Raw genomic sequence first — 15811 nt, forward strand, 5'->3', positions numbered from 1 at the left:
TATGTCCTCAACATGTCTACTTTATAGTTAACAGTGTAGTAAACAAACACAAAAACCTTAGGGGGAACAAACAGATGAAAAACTGGAAGTACTTCATGATGACATCAATCGTAGGCTCGGCACTTTTGTTAGGAGCATGTGGCAGTGACACAGAAGAAGGTAGCAAAACGTCAAGCAGCGGTGCATCTAGCCAAGAAACAAATGCTGGTGCAAGTGAGCAACTAGAAGGAAAAATCGCAGGAGATGGTTCTTCAACTGTAGCACCAATCATGGAAGCAATTGTAGAGGAATATACAGCTGTTCAACCTAAAGTACAAGTTTCAGTAGGAGTCTCTGGAACTGGTGGCGGATTTGAGAAATTCATAGCAGGTGAGACGGCATTTGCAAACGCATCTCGTGAAATTAAAGAAGAAGAGGCTGCTAAGTTAAAAGAAGCAGGCATTGACTATACAGAAATGAAAATTGGTTATGATGGTTTATCTATCGTAGTAAATAAAGAGAATGATTGGATAGAAGATTTAACAGTAGATCAATTAAAACAAATTTGGACTGAAGATGGTAAAGAAAAGAAATGGTCTGATATCGACCCATCTTGGCCAAAAGAAAAAATTACCTATTACTCTCCTGGTACTGACTCAGGAACATATGACTACTTCGATGAAGTTATTTTAGACGGTAAAGATTTAGCGAAAAAAGCAACTCTATCAGAAGATGATAACGTACTAGTACAAGGTGTTGAAGGCGATAAAAACGCTATCGGATACTTCGGTTACGCATACTACGTAGCAAATAAAGATAATCTTAAAATTGTTAAAGTCGGCGGAATTGAGCCAACAAATGAAACAATTAAATCAGGTGAATATTCACCGCTCTCTAGACCACTATTCATCTACGTGAAGAATAGCGAAGTAAAAGAAAATGCAGCATTCTATAACTTTATGAAATATGCTCTTGAAAATGCAGGCGATATGGCAGAAGCTGTAGGCTATGTTAGAACACCAGATGAAGATTACAAAAAAGACTTAGATGCTTTAGAAGGCTTGAAATAATCACTGGCTAGGGGAGCGAGTAGCAAAACGCTACCTGCTCCCTTTTTACTGAAGGGGGACTTCAACTTGGCTGTAAAAGAATCGACGGATAAGCTGTCTGTTCAAGATTTAATTGCACAATCACGTGGTAAGGGATCTAAAAAGGTAGTAGAAAAAGTAATGCCAATCTTATTGTTTACCACTGCTTTAATCTCGGTATTAACAACGTTTGGAATAGTTTTCACACTTATTTTTGAAACATTTGAATTCTTTAAGGAAGTACCTTTCATTGATTTCTTATTTGGTACCGAATGGCTTCCATTCTCAAGTAAGGAGCCAATGTACGGAATTTTACCACTAATCTTAGGAACGTTAAAGGTAACAGTTATTGCAGTTTTAGTAGCAGTTCCACTCGGTATTGCTGCAGCAATTTACCTTAGTGAATATGCAAGTGATCGTACACGACGTTTGATCAAACCAGTTCTAGAAGTATTAGCAGGTATTCCGACAATTGTTTATGGATTCTTTGCACTGACTTTTGTCACTCCGATGTTACAAGAATTGATTCCAGGGTTGAAAATCTTTAATGCATTGAGTCCGGGGATTGTCGTAGGGATCATGATATTACCGATGATTGCCTCGCTTTCTGAGGATGCAATGACTTCAGTACCAAATGCAATGCGAGAAGGTGCTTTGGCACTTGGTTCAACAAAACTGGAAGTAGCAATCAAAATTGTGTTACCAGCAGCTTTATCAGGGATATTGGCTTCGGTAGTACTTGCGGTGTCTCGTGCAATTGGTGAAACCATGATCGTATCTCTTGCTGGAGGAGCGACACCAACATTTGACTTTAGCGTGACGGATTCAATCCAAACGATGACGGCATATATTGTTCAAGTTTCAACAGGTGATGCAGGCTATGGAACAACCATTTACTACTCAATTTACTCAGTTGGATTTACACTATTCATCTTCACATTGCTGATGAATTTACTTGCACATTTCATTTCAAAACGCTTTAGGGAGGAATATTGATGGTGAAATATGTTGATCATACGCAAGTTGTGAAGCGCATGAATGGACGACTAGTTGTAAATAAGCTGTTGAAAACAGTCTTCCTATTAGTAACACTTTTTGCCTTAGCAATGCTTGGTATATTAGTTTACCGCATGTTTGATCAAGGTTGGGGTTATTTATCGGTAGACTTTTTATCAAACTTTGCTTCTAGGTTCCCAGAAAAAGCAGGGATTAAAGCTGCACTCGTTGGTTCCGTCTTTCTAATGTTAGTTGTGGCACCAGTATCCCTATTTCTGGGGGTAGGAACGGCTATTTATTTAGAAGAGTATGCGAAGCAAAATAAAATAAATGCTTTTATCCGCATGAATATCTCGAATTTAGCAGGTGTTCCTTCTATAGTATTTGGATTACTTGGTTTAACGATATTCGTTCGTTCGCTAGCATTAGGGAAAAGTGTACTAGCAGCAGGACTTACAATGAGTTTGCTGATCTTACCCGTTATTATAGTGGCTGCACAAGAAGCGATTCGTTCTGTACCAAAGGAATTAAGGGAAGCATCATACGGTATGGGTGCGACAAAATGGCAAACTATATTAAAAGTTGTCTTGCCATCAGCGGTACCAGGAATTTTAACAGGAAGTATTTTAGCGCTGTCGCGAGCTATAGGTGAGACTGCACCGCTTGTTGTATTAGGGATTCCGGTGATTGTACATTTCTTACCAGATGGCATTTTGAGCGAATTCACAGCTTTACCAATGCAAATCTTTGACTGGGCAAAACGCCCGCAAGAGGAATTTCAATATGTTGCAGCGGCCGGAATTCTAGTCTTGATGACATTCTTAGTTATCTTAAACTCCATTGCCGTCATAATTCGAAATAAATTTCAGCGTCGTTATTAAAAACTAGGGGGCTTCAATGATGGTTAAACTTCCAGTAAATGAAGTATATGAAACAAAGGGACAAAACTTAAAAGTAATTTCAAACGAAGACAAACGAACAGTGTATCATTCGAAAAACTTGAATTTATGGTACGGGGAACATCATGCCTTAAAAGATATAAATCTAGAAATGAAAGAAAACGAAGTAACGGCAATTATTGGTCCATCTGGTTGTGGTAAATCGACGTATATCAAAACATTAAATCGAATGGTCGAGCTAATACCATCTGTTCGTACAGAAGGTGAAATTTTATACCGTGAGCGTAATATTCTAGATAACAAATACCAAGTTGAAGAATTGCGCACTAAAGTAGGTATGGTATTTCAAAAACCAAATCCATTCCCAAAATCTATTTACGATAACATCGCTTATGGTCCGCGTATACATGGTATTAAAAATAAGAAAATTCTCGATGAAATCGTGGAAAAAAGTTTACGCGGAGCAGCGATATGGGATGAAGTTAAAGATCGACTAAACCAAAATGCATATGGATTATCAGGTGGACAGCAACAACGTATCTGTATTGCTAGATGCCTTGCCATTGAACCAGATGTCATATTAATGGATGAGCCAACTTCAGCATTAGATCCAATTTCTACATTAAAAGTTGAAGAGTTAGTCCAAGAATTAAAAGAAAACTATTCAATTATTATTGTGACACATAATATGCAACAAGCAGCGCGTATTTCTGATAAAACGGCATTCTTCCTAAATGGAGAAGTGATAGAGTATGCGGCAACGAACCATATTTTCTCTACACCAACGGATAAAAGAACAGAAGATTATATTTCCGGTCGATTCGGTTAAGGAGGAATATAGAGATGACGGTTCGTGAAAAATTTGAAAATGATTTAAAGCGAGTGCAAGGGCTAATGTTAGATTTATGTCATATGTCTATTCAGGCATTAGAGAAATCAGTTGAGGCACTTTTCGATCAAGATATTGATGCGGCACTATTATTAATAGATCAAGATCGTTTTATCAACAGGTTAGAAGAGCATTTAAATGATGAGGTCATTTTATTGATCGCCAAACAACAACCTGTTGCGACTGATTTACGTCGCTTAATCGTCATGATTAAAGCTGCCTCAGATATGGAGAGAATTGGGGATTATGCTGTAAACATCGCCAAAGAGACGATTCGTCTTGGTGAAACGAAAGTGGTCTATCCTACGGAGAAAATTGCACAAATGCGAGATCAAGCAATCGCAATGTTAAAAAATATGGTACAGGCATTTATCGAAGAAGATATGAATAAAGCGAAGGAAATTGCGCTCTTAGATGATCAAATTGATACTTTATATGGAGAAGCAATTGTTGAAATATTAAATACACCGACAGAAAATATGAAAGATATTGGCCAAGTGGCGCAATTATCTTTTGTTTGTCGGTATTTAGAGCGTTCGGCGGATCATGCCACAAATTTGGCTGAGCTGTTATTTTACTTAGTGAAGGGTAAGCATTATGAGTTGAATCAATAGCCTTTCTATAGAAGAAAGAAAGCTGACTAATGAGCCAGCTTTCTTTTTGTTGTTCAAATTGGAGAACAGATTTAATAACAGTGATGTGCTTTCAACTTAGCTGAGTTTAACTGAAAAACGTCCAATGAGTATATTAAATACTCATTGGACGTTTAAGTTTTTCAGAACTAAATGCTCTAAATGCATTTCAATTATTTACTACGCGTAATTTTCTTAACAATTTCAGCGGTAGTCATTTTGATATTTAAATCGTATGTGCCAATTTGAAGACTAGAAGCTTTGTCATTTTTGATGACGTAAAGCTCGAAGTCACCAGCATCTTTAATTATACCGGCTTTCTCTAGAGCTAAACTTACTTCTGAAGTACCCATACCCTTTTTAATAACAAGTGTATACGACTTTACAGTTTTTCTAGCTGAGGAATTTACCGATACTGTGTTATTTTTTAATGCGCTGTAGTCTGTTTGAATTTTAGCAAGCTGCTCTTTTGCTTCAGCTGCTTCCGCGTTAATTGCTTCTAGTTCAGTCTTTTTGATAAGGACTGTACCTTTAGGCACATTAATATTTGCTGCTTCAATGTCAGCGTCACTTGTTATGAAATCCACGAATGTGAAGCTAGCACCCGCAAGAAAAAGAGCGATGCCAAATGCTCGGATGGATGATTTTCTCATACGCGGCTGCCTCCACTTTGAAGGACTTCTTGCACCTGCTCTACTGATAGAGAAGATCGCTTACTAATTTCAGGGATAGTATAGCCCTGCTTATGTAGCGTTTGCACTTGACTGATAATAATTTGGTGAACACCTTTAGTGGATGCAGTTACAGGAGAGGCTGCTTTTTTAGGTTTTCCTATCAATTTGGGCTCTAATAATAATTCTTCCTCAATTACTTTTAAGCGACGCTTTAGTTGATGCGTTTCTTGGTAAAAATTAAGAGAAAGTTCTTCAACATCTCCCTCGATTTGTGTCGAATGATCTTTGATGAAAAACGAAGTAATTATTACGATAATCCCAACAATCATTAATATAGATGATAATTCCAAATTCTTTCACCTCAATAGGTTTAAATAGTTGTGATACCATTTTATCATAAAGTAGGACATAATACTCCTGCTCATCAAACAGTATCCCACGTTTAGCCACGTATTAGACGAAATTTCCAGAAGAAATGACAGTAGATTTTTTTCGAAGTTATGATATAATGAGTTAGTCGTATAAATCATGCTCACTAAAGACATTTTATTCTTGATATAGAGTGGGAGGGGTAAAGATGCGCGTTAATATTACATTAGCTTGCACTGAATGTGGCGAACGTAACTACATTTCTAAGAAAAACAAGCGTAACAATCCAGAACGTCTTGAATTGAAAAAATATTGCTCTCGTGATAAGAAGAACACTCTTCACCGTGAAACGAAGTAATAACTGTTGCCAAAACCACGAGTGGTTTTGGCTTTTTCCGTTCTTTGGACTAAAAGGAGTGAACCCCTTGGATAAAAAAACACTACGTCAAGATATGAGAGTAAAGCTTGCTCAAATGTCAGAGGCGCAATATGATGCATACTCATTGCAAATTCATGAACAACTATTAAGAGAATCTTCTATTAAAAAAGCGAATATAATTGGTTTAACCATATCAGCCTTTCCAGAAGTGAATACAATCACTTTAATTGAAAAACTCTGGTCACAAGGCAAACGAGTAGCTGTTCCTAAATGCGAACCTAAAACACGTGCTATGATATTTTATGAAATTACATCATTCGATCAATTAGAAACGGTCTATATGCAACTGAAAGAACCTATTCCTGCATTAACAAAAGAAGTGCCAAAGAAAGAAATCGATTGTTTGATTGTTCCAGGTGTTGTATTTGATCAGTTTGGTTTTCGCGTAGGCTTTGGGGGCGGCTACTATGATCGGTATTTAGCCAGTTACAACGGAGAACGAATCACCTTAGCTTTTGGAGTACAGCTCATACATAAAGTACCGACAGATCAATATGATTTACCGGTTCATAAAATAATTACAGAGACAAGCGTGATTAATTGTCTTGAAAATCGAAAGGAGTCACAATCAGTCGATGAAAACAGTATATGATGTAATGCAATTTTTGAAACGCTTTGGTACATTTATTTATACAAAAGATCGAGTTGCGGATTTAGAACTGATGGAGGATGAGATCCGAGAACTCTACTCTTCACATTTAATAGACATACAAGATTATCAAATGGCTTTGATGATCTTACGCCAAGAAATTTCGAAAGAGAAAAGGAATAGACAACAAATGTAAAGAAGTGGTAGAATTTATTTTCTACTACTTTTTTTAAAGATTAATGAAACTTTTACATGACTCATCCGTCTAATAAAGAGTCTGTAATAAAAACGGAAGATTGAATATATAATATGTGATGTAACATTTTTGTTGCGTTGTTGTAAAAAAAGGATTATGATATATTTTGTTTCTTTCATATATGAAACTAAAATTGTAAAGAACGAAGGAAAGTAGGAGGATGTTAGGAATGAATTTTAAAAAAGCACCTAAACATTCAATTTTGGCTTTAGCAATAATAGCCACTTGGATCAAGACTTATATAACATATCAAACAGCCTTTGATATGAAAATTGAAAATACAATGCAACAATTGATTCTGTTTATCAACCCACTTAGCTTCTTGCTATTTATTTTTGGGTTGTCGTTATTCTTTAAAACTGCAAAAGCGCGTAATCGTTATATAATTATCACAAGTAGTATTCTAGCAATTGTTTTATATGCTAACGTTGCTGTGTATCGCTTCTTCGATGATTTTATAACATTACCGATGTTGTTCCAAACAAGTAACTTCGGTGACCTTGGAAACTCTGCATTATCTTCGATGTACTTTACAGATGTTTTCTACTTTACAGACGTTATTTTGTTAATACTAGCAGTTAAGTTTTTACCTGTTGCAAAAGAAATTTTCGTAGTTAAACCGAAAATGCGTCGTACGTATTTTGTGTTATCATGTGCAATGTTATTCTTGAATCTTGGTTTAGCTGAAACAGAACGTCCACAGTTATTAACTCGTAGCTTTGACCGTGAAATTTTAGTGAAGAACATTGGTACTTACAATTACCATCTATATGATATTTACATTCAATCAAAATCGCATGCTCAGCGTGCATTAGCTGATGGTAGTGCGTTAACAGAGGTTACAAACTACGTAAAATCTAATCCAGCTAAAGCTGATGATAAAATGTTTGGTGTTGCTAAAGACCGCAACGTTATTATTATCTCCCTTGAATCAACTCAAGACTTTGTCATTAATAATGAAGTGAATGGTCAAGAAATCACACCATTCTTAAATTCTTTAACAAAAGATAAAGATACATTCTACTTCGATAATTTCTATCACCAAACTGGTCTTGGAAAAACATCGGATGCTGAATTTATTGTTGAAAACTCATTATTCGGAACAGGACGAGGAGCTGTCTTCTTCACTAACAGTGGGAACACATACAATTCGATGGCTGAACGTTTAAATGGTGAAGGCTACTATACTTCAGTACTACACTCAAATAATAAGAGTTTCTGGAACCGTGATATGATGTATCATGCATTTGATATTAAGAAGTTCTATGATATTGATTCATTTGATGTAAATGAAGAAAACTCAGTTAACTGGGGATTAAAAGATATTCCGTTTATGGAACAATCAGTGGATATTATGAAAACAATGCCACAACCTTTTTACACACGTATGTTATCTTTAACAAACCACTATCCATTCACTTCTGATGAAGAGGATCAATTCATTGAACCTTATACATCTGAAGATGGTACAGTGAACCGTTATTTCCAAACTGTCCGTTATACAGACGAAGCAATTAAAAAACTGTTTGCTGATTTAAAAGAAAAAGGTTTATATGATAATTCGATTATTGTAATGTATGGTGACCACTATGGTATTTCAGAAAACCATAACAAAGCAATGGAACAATATTTGGGTAAAGAAATCACATCACTTGAAACAGCTCAGCTACAACAAGTGCCGTTCTTCGTGCATATTCCTAACTCAGGCGTAGGTAAAGAAATGCATGAAGTATCGGGTCAAATGGATATTCGCCCAACAGTATTGCACTTATTAGGTGTTGATACATCTAATGACTTACAATTAGGTGCAGATTTATTCTCTAAAGACCATGAAGACTTCGTTACATTCCGTGATGGTCGTTTTGTAACTGATAAACTAGTTTATGCTGGTGAAGTTTGTTACGATAAAGAAACAGGTGAGAAAACGGATCAAGCGAAGTGTGAACCGTTTATTGAAAGAGCCAATAAAAAACTAGAATACTCTGACCGTATTATTAACGGTGATTTACTCCGCTTTTATGATGAAAAAACTGGAGCTGTAAAATCAAATTCAGAAGAAACTAAATAAATTCTTTTTGAAAACCTACATGAATCTATTCATGTAGGTTTTTTTATGAAAATCCATAATTTTCTACTTATAACGAAACCTTTTTAGTTTATAATCGTATAATAGATGTAGGTGAAGAGGAGGCACAATATGAAAAAATTTATGATGTATCTAGTCCTCACTTGTGCCATTTTCTTAGTTGGGTGTAATAAAGAATCTTCACAACCAAATTTAGATGCGGATTCAAATAACCCTGAAGCGATTGAACAAAAAAGGGTTGCAACAGAAGTTCTTGATTATTCTATGAAGACAGAAGATTTACATAGTATTGTTGGGTTTCTATCTGAAACAACAATTTTGTATGTTGCTTATGAATCAGACCGCTTCCACCTATTAACTTATAATTTAATTACAGGTGAAAAAGAGACGATTTTTTCAGAAAAGGACCAAATTATTCAAGTGATGATCCATCCTTCTAAAAAGCAAATTATCGTTCAATCTTCCGCAAACTCCTCATCTGCAACGGTTAAGATTATTTCGCTAAAAGGGGAAATTCTTCATAGTGTCGATATTCTATCATCGGAATTATCAATTATGTGGAATCCTAAAAACCCTCAATTAGTTGCCTTCACAGCATTTCAAGGAGATTTTTCATACCAATGTTATGTCTTTGATGGTGAACAAGAAAAATTGCATGAGATTAATCCTAGTAATCCATTTTTAGTTTGGCAATCCGAAGATATTTTACTGTATAACCGTTGGACAGCTCGTCAGCTTAATGGTGGCAAAATAGTAGAATTGAATTGGAAGACTGGTCAGGAACAACTAACTGATTTAAAAAAGGTTGTATATTTGGATACAGAGAAGGATGCTAGATTAACAGTTCAAATTGATTTCGAAACAGAACAGTTTTCTTATTTATTAAAGAACAAAAATAAGGAAATCACTTGGCAAGCACCTGCATTAAGTAATTATTCTCAATGGTTTGTTCCGGATTTAGTTTGGTTAGAGGATCAATCAGTGATCGCTATTGTACCAACTGAAGGTGGTTTGTTGGATGATTATTCAGGTAAATTTAAATTGATGAAAATTTCAGATGAAAAAGTAGAAGAGTTAGTAACGCTAGATGAGTATACAATGATTACTTGCTCTCCAAAAGGCTCACTTTGTTTATATGGCAATGATTTGGAGCAAGTTATGTCATTTGAACCTTACAAAAAGAAAAAATGGTTAACCCTTGAATAGAAGACAAAAAAAAGCTGTGGTATAAAAACCACAGCTTTTATTGTCCCACTTTGTATTAGTGAAGAGATGGTGGGAATCCTTGATTTAAGATAGTCATAAATACGAACCATCCAAACACTGCAAATGTAACAAAGTTAAAAGCCATTCCTAGAATGCTTTTTTCTTTGAGAGACTGTACAGTGCCAATTAGACCTAGAATTGCGACTAGGCCAAAAATAACCATTAATAAGTTCAATATAGACACTCCTTTCGACATCCGAAAATGAATGCCGCAAACGATATTCCTCTTCTATTGTAAAGCTAATTAGTACGTTTGTCGAGATTAAAAAGTGACGGATATTTGAACGAGGGATGTTATCATAGATATATCATTTCTTGACGGAATCTGTATAATATAGTGGAGGTGAAAAGAATGTTAAATATTCGAACATATACATTAGGACCAGTTCAAACAAATTGCTATATTATTTCAAATAAAAAGAAAGAATGTCTTGTAATTGATCCAGGTAGTGAAGGAGAGAGACTTGTACAGCAATTAAGAGCCTTAAATTTGCGTCCGTTAGCTATTTTGTTAACACATGCTCATTTCGATCATATTGGAGCAGTAGATGAAGTGAGAGATGCTTTTAAAGTACCTGTTTATTTACATAAGGCGGAAACGGATTGGTTAATTGATCCAATGAAAAATGGTTCAGGTAAATATGCGGAATTACCAAATATAACAACACAACCAGCAGATCATGTGATTGATCAACCACAAGAATTGACTATAGGACCTTTTGAATTTGAAATTGTACACACTCCAGGTCATTCTCCTGGTAGTATTTCATTTATATTCGAAGATGAAGGATTTGCTGTGGTTGGTGATACTCTATTTCAAGGTAGTGTAGGCCGCACAGATTTAGTAGGTGGCAATGAAAAACTGTTATTAAAATCTATCCATGATAAGCTCTTATCGTTAGATGAGAACCTAATTGTTTACCCAGGTCATGGAGATGCAACTACTATTGGGACGGAAATGGAGCAAAATCCTTTTTTGAACGGATTTTTGTAAGATTTAAGGATAAAAATGAAGAAAAAACCGATAAGTGAGTGAAATCTTACTAGTCGGTTTTTTTTATGTAATTTAACAGAACATATTAACTTAAACCATGTTTCTTTTTATATTTTCTGGAATCATTACAACTTCGGTAGATAGATTAACGGGTTTAAAAGTTGGGTCAATGCATTCATCCCAATAGTCTAAATGCTTTTTATCAATCCAATGTGTTGAGTCCTCTACAGCAATTCCACCTTTTCCTTGTACAGAGTACCAATACAAATACTCCTCATTATTCCAAACTTCACGGAAGATTGTTTCAACGTACATCTTGTCTCCTTCTAATGTAACAAGAACATCCTGCATGTAATCATTTAAAAACTTTAACCATTCCGTAACTTTTTCTGATTTTCCTTGTTGAACTCGAAATCTCGTGCATTCAATTTCTAGCATTTACTATTCCTCCAGCCGGTAATATGACGCCTCGTTGATAAGAGAGAATTCTGATGTTTTTTGAATATAATAAATTGGAAATATAATATTTATTTTAAATATTCAAACAAAAGTAAGATATGTTTTAATATAGATAAACGAAATGGGAATTACAACCATTTATTATTTAGGGTTTTGTAGCGATAGCTTATCTGGATTTAAATTATTGGAAATGGATAGATAGTTGGAAAACACTTTTAGATATAGAGTGTTTTGAAGACAAAGGTAAGGAGGGTGATAGCGTGAATGATACATGACTTTTTAATCCTGATTGGAATGAAGCGGTGAATACTGCAAAAATTATTTTGTAGCATAAAGATCATGTAGGGTCAAAGAAAAAGGTTATTGAAGGCAGGGCTATTTGATTTACGAGTAAGGATTACAAGCCGTGGTTTTTACGAACTATCGCTAGAACGAGTTGAGGATGTAATTTCGAGACTATTTTTATTAATCGAGGGAAATATCGAATATAAAGACGTGAAAATTCTTCTAAATAACAATGGAGCGAGTTAGCGCAACAAACAACCGAATTAGCGCAACAAACAAATTATTACGCAAAAAAAAGAGGCTATGGAGGCCTCTTAAATAGAAGATATTAATCTTCTTCATCTAGGGGATGTTTCTCACCATATAGAATGGAGAGGGTTAAAGTTAAGCTACAATTACAATTATAACAATCATTAATAAGGTGTCAATAGTGGAAAATACACAAAATAAAAAAGACAGCTTTGGACTGTCTTTTTTATTTACTATTAATGTCCTGCGCCTGCAACGTGAATGAATGTAGTATAGTACGTGAAGCCTGCGAAGAAAACTGTTAAGTAAGCACCGAAGATGTACATATACATACGTTCCGTTAGGTTTAAGTATCCTAATAGAAGGAAAAACCCTGTATTAGCTAAGAATAATAGCGAAACTTCTGTCATATCACCTAAATAAAACATAACTGCGAAAATCCCTGTCCAGAAGCCCATTACTTTATACATATTATCCATATATGATTCCCTCCTTTTGCGACGACACAATAATCTCTTATCCATTATAAATGATTTGAAACCAACATGTAAACCGCTACTTAGGTTAACTTTGTGACAAAGCAGTGTAAAAAATTAAATATCAATTCGATAAGTGCAGTATTTACAGCTTTCAACCATGCTATCAATTTGAACAAATTCTTGTACATCAAATAAGTATTCAAATTGGCCTTTTAAGAAAGATTCATGCAAGTCACAAACGAGTGATGCGTGTTTCTCGATTTGACTATGGAAAGGACAATTATAAACAGCAAAGCGGATTGTTTTTCCTTCTGGCTTATCGAGAATTACAGGAACATAACCAATTAATGAGGCTGCTTCTGTAATGATTTCTACACGTTCATCAAATGAAATGAGCGCTTTATCCTTTTGACGTTTAGATAAGATTGATTGAATTTGTGCAACACCTTTTTTGTAACAAATCTTTTTACCGATAGTATTAGCATCTTCACCAAGTTCTATAATGATTTCTAGAACCCAACTTAATAATTCCTCATAATTTCGTTGAGGGAATGTTAGAGCAATGCCATTTGCAACCGCTTTATATTTTCTTCCAGGTCGGCCGCCTTTTCCTGTTTTTTCATATTCAGACGTAATTACATCAATTTCGTTTAATTTAGTTAAATGAAGACGTGCAACGTTTGGATGAATTTGAAACTTATCGGCAATGTTTTGGACTGAGAAAGAATCTTTTTCTTGTAACATATATTGATAAATTGAAAATCTTGTTTCATCTGCTAGAGTACTTGTGATTTTTAATGGATGTAACATGAAAAGGTTCCACCTCCTGTATATTTATCTTTATTATAAAACAATATAAAATATCTATCAGTATAAAAACTGATATATTCAAAAAAAATAAGTAGAATAATGTAAAAAAGTGAAAGATTACTAGTCTTTTTTCGTTGAAAATCTATTTTTACATAGTAGAAAAGCTTTAAAATTATATTATATTCCTTTTCTAAAGCGTATAACATTAATTTGCATTATTGTATGTATTTTCTTGTTTTTGCAGTGTATAATTTCGCTAACGGATAAGGAGCGGTCGTTATTCGTCGTGGTAGAAAGGGGGCAATATGACATTTACTGAGACAGTTGTGGAGCAAAAAAGTGAGCATCTATTGTTGAAGGCAATACATTTTGGCGCATCTGACTTACATTTAATGCCTAGTGAAAACGACTATTTACTATACTTTCGAAAATATGGGCAGCTCGTGTCTGCTGGTCAACTTCCCCTAGAGTTGGGTGATCGTATGATTTCCTACTTTAAATTTCTCTCCTCTTTAGATATTAGTGATAAGCGTAGACCTCAAAGTGGTTCGTTTCAGCAAGTTTTAAATGAACAGCCAATTGCTTTTCGCGTATCCACCTTACCTTCGATTTTCTTAAAGGAAAGCTTGGTCATTCGTATAATGTTGCAGGATCATGCTATGCCAATTTCTTCCCTATGTTTATTCACTGAATCAGCTAAGCATTTATTGCAATTAGTGAAAAAGAGACAAGGCATTTTATTTTTAACCGGTCCAACTGGATGCGGCAAATCTACATCATTATACTCCCTTATACATTATTGCTCTAATGAACTAAAAAAGCACGTCATATCCTTAGAGGATCCAGTGGAAAATAGTCAATCGAATTTATTGCAAATTCAAGTAAATGAAAGAGCCGGTGTTTCATACGCAACCGGATTAAAAGCTATTTTAAGACATTCTCCGGATATTATTATGATTGGAGAAATTCGTGATCAAGAAACGGCTAAGATTGCAATAGAGGCTGCATTAACAGGGCATCTCGTTTTAACTACGATTCATTCAATGGATACAATTGGCTGTTTATTCCGTTTACTAGATTTGGGCGTCTCCTTAGAAGAGTTAAGGCAAACAGTAATTGGAGTGGTTGCACAGCGATTAGTAAAGAAAGTAAATTATCAAGATGAAGAAAGATTATCGGCCATTTATGAGATTTTAGCAGATAGATATCTAGCAGAAGCTATAGAACACGTGAAGAGTGATGAAAAATTCATACTGCCATTAGACCTCTCATTAGAAGGACAGATAGAAAAAGGGGTGAGTTTGGGTGCAATTAAAGCTCAACCTTCACCGATTTAGTAAAAAGATTAAAACTTTACCTAAGATGAGAGATAAGGCGAGCTTTTTGAAAAAGATGAGTGTACTGCTAGAGGAAGGCTATACATTTAGAGATTCATTATCAATGTTACTACCCCATCATGTTGAAGAATTATCAGAAGTGGAATCTTTGGTAGAAGAAAAATTTCGAAGTGGATCTAATATGAGCGAAATTCTGCAATTGCTTGGCTTTCAAAAAAGCTATTTAATGACTATTCATGTGGCAGAGCAACATGGAAGAGTTGTAAGAGCCCTTGATTCTATAGCAAGTCAAATGATAACGAAGGAAGAAACGCAAAAAAGACTACAAAAGCTAATGGCCTATCCTGCGATTTTGTTTGTCTTTTTAGTGCTGCTCTTTTTTGGATTTCGGACCTACTTTTTACCCAATATGTCTTCAATGATGCTTTCTAGAGAAGGTGATGCAAGTGTATCTAAATTAACACTATCCTCTTTTTTCTTGCATATTCCAGATGCCTTGATCATTGCAGCCTGTGGGAGTATCTTATTTGCTTTTGTGGCTTGGAGGATAATAAGCAAGAAAGAGATTGCTCACCAAATGATAGTGTATTTGAAAATTCCAGTTCTCTGTCGATTTTTTCGTCTTCAATTGACACGCCAATTTGCTTATGAGTTAGGTGGGCTTTTAGAAAGTGGTCTTTCAATGCAAGAAAGTTTGATTATTTTACAGCGACAAGAGTTACAACCATTTATGGCGAAAATAGCAGGTGAATTACGTAATCGAGTTATTTTTGGTGATTCACTTTCTACTGCGGTAAATCATATGAAGTTTTTTCAGAAAGGATTTAATGCACATATACTACATGGCGAGGAAGGTGGAAATCTAGGTAGAGAACTTCAAATCTATAGTGATTTTTTGACAGATAAAACAGAAGCGAATATGACTAGAGTGCTAGCTATAATTCAACCATTACTTTTTTGTATTATCGCGGTTTGCATACTCGGAGCCTATTTAGCTATTTTATTACCCATGTACGAAATGATAGAAATGGTTTAA

The 15811-nt window shown here is 35.1% G+C and carries 19 protein-coding genes; 13 read left to right on the plus strand and 6 right to left on the minus strand.

The genetic code is table 11. The annotated features are described in order from the left end of the window. Positions 1-74 precede the first annotated feature (74 nt). The 5 genes from BK137_RS06145 (at position 75) to phoU (ending at position 4465) form a co-directional block, all read left to right on the plus strand. Entirely contained in the window at positions 75-1049 is a 975-nt protein-coding gene (locus tag BK137_RS06145; RefSeq protein WP_038186843.1) for a PstS family phosphate ABC transporter substrate-binding protein, read from the plus strand. Positions 1050-1115: 66 nt separating this feature from the next. After that, entirely contained in the window at positions 1116-2063 is a 948-nt protein-coding gene (pstC, locus tag BK137_RS06150) for a phosphate ABC transporter permease subunit PstC (RefSeq protein WP_038186840.1), read from the plus strand. 2 nt (positions 2064-2065) lie between these two features. Further along, on the plus strand, positions 2066-2944 hold the full coding sequence (pstA, locus tag BK137_RS06155) for a phosphate ABC transporter permease PstA (RefSeq protein ID WP_038188225.1): 879 nt from the start codon (positions 2066-2068) through the stop codon (positions 2942-2944). Between the two features lie 19 nt (positions 2945-2963). Next, positions 2964-3791: a phosphate ABC transporter ATP-binding protein PstB gene (pstB, locus tag BK137_RS06160; RefSeq protein ID WP_038186836.1), complete on the plus strand. Its 828-nt coding sequence runs from the start codon at positions 2964-2966 to the stop codon at positions 3789-3791. 14 nt (positions 3792-3805) lie between these two features. Next, positions 3806-4465, plus strand: coding sequence for a phosphate signaling complex protein PhoU (gene phoU / locus BK137_RS06165; protein WP_038186833.1), 660 nt, complete (start codon positions 3806-3808; stop codon positions 4463-4465). A 191-nt stretch (positions 4466-4656) separates the two neighbouring features. Here phoU and BK137_RS06170 read toward each other — a convergent pair whose 3' ends face one another. Together BK137_RS06170 and BK137_RS06175 are read right to left on the minus strand one after the other, a co-directional pair. Next, positions 4657-5136, minus strand: coding sequence for an endolytic transglycosylase MltG (locus tag BK137_RS06170; RefSeq protein WP_051448763.1), 480 nt, complete (start codon positions 5134-5136; stop codon positions 4657-4659). After that, positions 5133-5507, minus strand: a complete 375-nt coding sequence (locus BK137_RS06175; RefSeq protein WP_038186831.1) for a hypothetical protein — start codon at positions 5505-5507, stop codon at positions 5133-5135. The genes BK137_RS06170 and BK137_RS06175 overlap by 4 nt, the downstream gene beginning before the upstream one ends. A gap of 227 nt (positions 5508-5734) precedes the next feature. Here BK137_RS06175 and rpmG point away from each other — a divergent pair, with 227 nt between their 5' ends. The 5 genes from rpmG to BK137_RS06200 all read left to right on the plus strand — a co-directional run bounded on the left by rpmG (position 5735) and on the right by BK137_RS06200 (position 10102). Continuing rightward, positions 5735-5884, plus strand: coding sequence for a 50S ribosomal protein L33 (rpmG, locus tag BK137_RS06180; RefSeq protein WP_038186828.1), 150 nt, complete (start codon positions 5735-5737; stop codon positions 5882-5884). Between the two features lie 67 nt (positions 5885-5951). Then, on the plus strand, positions 5952-6557 hold the full coding sequence (locus tag BK137_RS06185; RefSeq protein WP_038186824.1) for a 5-formyltetrahydrofolate cyclo-ligase: 606 nt from the start codon (positions 5952-5954) through the stop codon (positions 6555-6557). Continuing rightward, positions 6541-6750: a YqgQ family protein gene (locus tag BK137_RS06190; RefSeq protein ID WP_038186823.1), complete on the plus strand. Its 210-nt coding sequence runs from the start codon at positions 6541-6543 to the stop codon at positions 6748-6750. The genes BK137_RS06185 and BK137_RS06190 overlap by 17 nt, the downstream gene beginning before the upstream one ends. A gap of 229 nt (positions 6751-6979) precedes the next feature. Further along, entirely contained in the window at positions 6980-8878 is a 1899-nt protein-coding gene (locus BK137_RS06195; RefSeq protein WP_038186820.1) for an LTA synthase family protein, read from the plus strand. Between the two features lie 129 nt (positions 8879-9007). Then, a complete protein-coding gene (locus BK137_RS06200) occupies positions 9008-10102 on the plus strand; it encodes a YqgU-like beta propeller domain-containing protein (protein ID WP_038186816.1) in 1095 nt (364 codons plus the stop codon). Between the two features lie 55 nt (positions 10103-10157). On the opposite strand, the gene BK137_RS06205 is transcribed toward BK137_RS06200, so the two are convergent. Then, the gene (locus BK137_RS06205; RefSeq protein ID WP_038186813.1) at positions 10158-10337 is read right to left on the minus strand and encodes a DUF2759 domain-containing protein; all 180 of its coding nucleotides are present in this window, start codon (positions 10335-10337) and stop codon (positions 10158-10160) included. Positions 10338-10514: 177 nt separating this feature from the next. Here BK137_RS06205 and BK137_RS06210 point away from each other — a divergent pair, with 177 nt between their 5' ends. After that, positions 10515-11156 carry an MBL fold metallo-hydrolase gene (locus BK137_RS06210; protein ID WP_038186810.1) on the plus strand — a complete coding sequence of 214 codons (642 nt, stop codon included), beginning with the start codon at positions 10515-10517 and terminating at the stop codon, positions 11154-11156. Positions 11157-11246: 90 nt separating this feature from the next. Here the strand turns inward: BK137_RS06210 and BK137_RS06215 are convergent, their stop codons facing one another. From BK137_RS06215 to BK137_RS06225, 3 genes are all read right to left on the minus strand, one after another. After that, complete coding sequence (locus tag BK137_RS06215) at positions 11247-11594, minus strand: DUF6176 family protein (protein WP_038186808.1); 348 nt, start codon at positions 11592-11594, stop codon at positions 11247-11249. A 791-nt stretch (positions 11595-12385) separates the two neighbouring features. Further along, on the minus strand, positions 12386-12628 hold the full coding sequence (locus tag BK137_RS06220; RefSeq protein WP_038186806.1) for a DUF2626 domain-containing protein: 243 nt from the start codon (positions 12626-12628) through the stop codon (positions 12386-12388). Between the two features lie 114 nt (positions 12629-12742). Further along, on the minus strand, positions 12743-13438 hold the full coding sequence (locus BK137_RS06225; RefSeq protein WP_038186805.1) for a helix-turn-helix transcriptional regulator: 696 nt from the start codon (positions 13436-13438) through the stop codon (positions 12743-12745). A 305-nt stretch (positions 13439-13743) separates the two neighbouring features. Here BK137_RS06225 and comGA point away from each other — a divergent pair, with 305 nt between their 5' ends. Continuing rightward, positions 13744-14775, plus strand: coding sequence for a competence type IV pilus ATPase ComGA (gene comGA / locus BK137_RS06230; RefSeq protein ID WP_038186802.1), 1032 nt, complete (start codon positions 13744-13746; stop codon positions 14773-14775). Then, positions 14744-15811, plus strand: coding sequence for a competence type IV pilus assembly protein ComGB (comGB, locus tag BK137_RS06235; protein ID WP_076064880.1), 1068 nt, complete (start codon positions 14744-14746; stop codon positions 15809-15811). Before comGA ends, comGB begins: the two co-directional genes overlap by 32 nt.

The organism is Viridibacillus arenosi (assembly GCF_001955655.1).
Lineage (GTDB): Bacteria > Bacillota > Bacilli > Bacillales_A > Planococcaceae > Viridibacillus > Viridibacillus arenosi.

What these genes read in the sequence shown, in the direction of transcription:
- BK137_RS06145 (WP_038186843.1), top strand. Translation starts at nt 75, where the DNA reads ATGAAAAACTGGAAGTACTTCATGATGACATCAATCGTAGGCTCGGCA.
- pstB (WP_038186836.1), top strand. Translation starts at nt 2,964, where the DNA reads ATGGTTAAACTTCCAGTAAATGAAGTATATGAAACAAAGGGACAAAAC.
- phoU (WP_038186833.1), top strand. Translation starts at nt 3,806, where the DNA reads ATGACGGTTCGTGAAAAATTTGAAAATGATTTAAAGCGAGTGCAAGGG.
- BK137_RS06170 (WP_051448763.1), bottom strand. Translation starts at nt 5,136, where the DNA reads ATGAGAAAATCATCCATCCGAGCATTTGGCATCGCTCTTTTTCTTGCG.
- rpmG (WP_038186828.1), top strand. Translation starts at nt 5,735, where the DNA reads ATGCGCGTTAATATTACATTAGCTTGCACTGAATGTGGCGAACGTAAC.
- BK137_RS06190 (WP_038186823.1), top strand. Translation starts at nt 6,541, where the DNA reads ATGAAAACAGTATATGATGTAATGCAATTTTTGAAACGCTTTGGTACA.
- BK137_RS06195 (WP_038186820.1), top strand. Translation starts at nt 6,980, where the DNA reads ATGAATTTTAAAAAAGCACCTAAACATTCAATTTTGGCTTTAGCAATA.
- BK137_RS06200 (WP_038186816.1), top strand. Translation starts at nt 9,008, where the DNA reads ATGAAAAAATTTATGATGTATCTAGTCCTCACTTGTGCCATTTTCTTA.
- BK137_RS06210 (WP_038186810.1), top strand. Translation starts at nt 10,515, where the DNA reads ATGTTAAATATTCGAACATATACATTAGGACCAGTTCAAACAAATTGC.
- BK137_RS06215 (WP_038186808.1), bottom strand. Translation starts at nt 11,594, where the DNA reads ATGCTAGAAATTGAATGCACGAGATTTCGAGTTCAACAAGGAAAATCA.
- BK137_RS06220 (WP_038186806.1), bottom strand. Translation starts at nt 12,628, where the DNA reads ATGGATAATATGTATAAAGTAATGGGCTTCTGGACAGGGATTTTCGCA.
- BK137_RS06225 (WP_038186805.1), bottom strand. Translation starts at nt 13,438, where the DNA reads ATGTTACATCCATTAAAAATCACAAGTACTCTAGCAGATGAAACAAGA.
- comGA (WP_038186802.1), top strand. Translation starts at nt 13,744, where the DNA reads ATGACATTTACTGAGACAGTTGTGGAGCAAAAAAGTGAGCATCTATTG.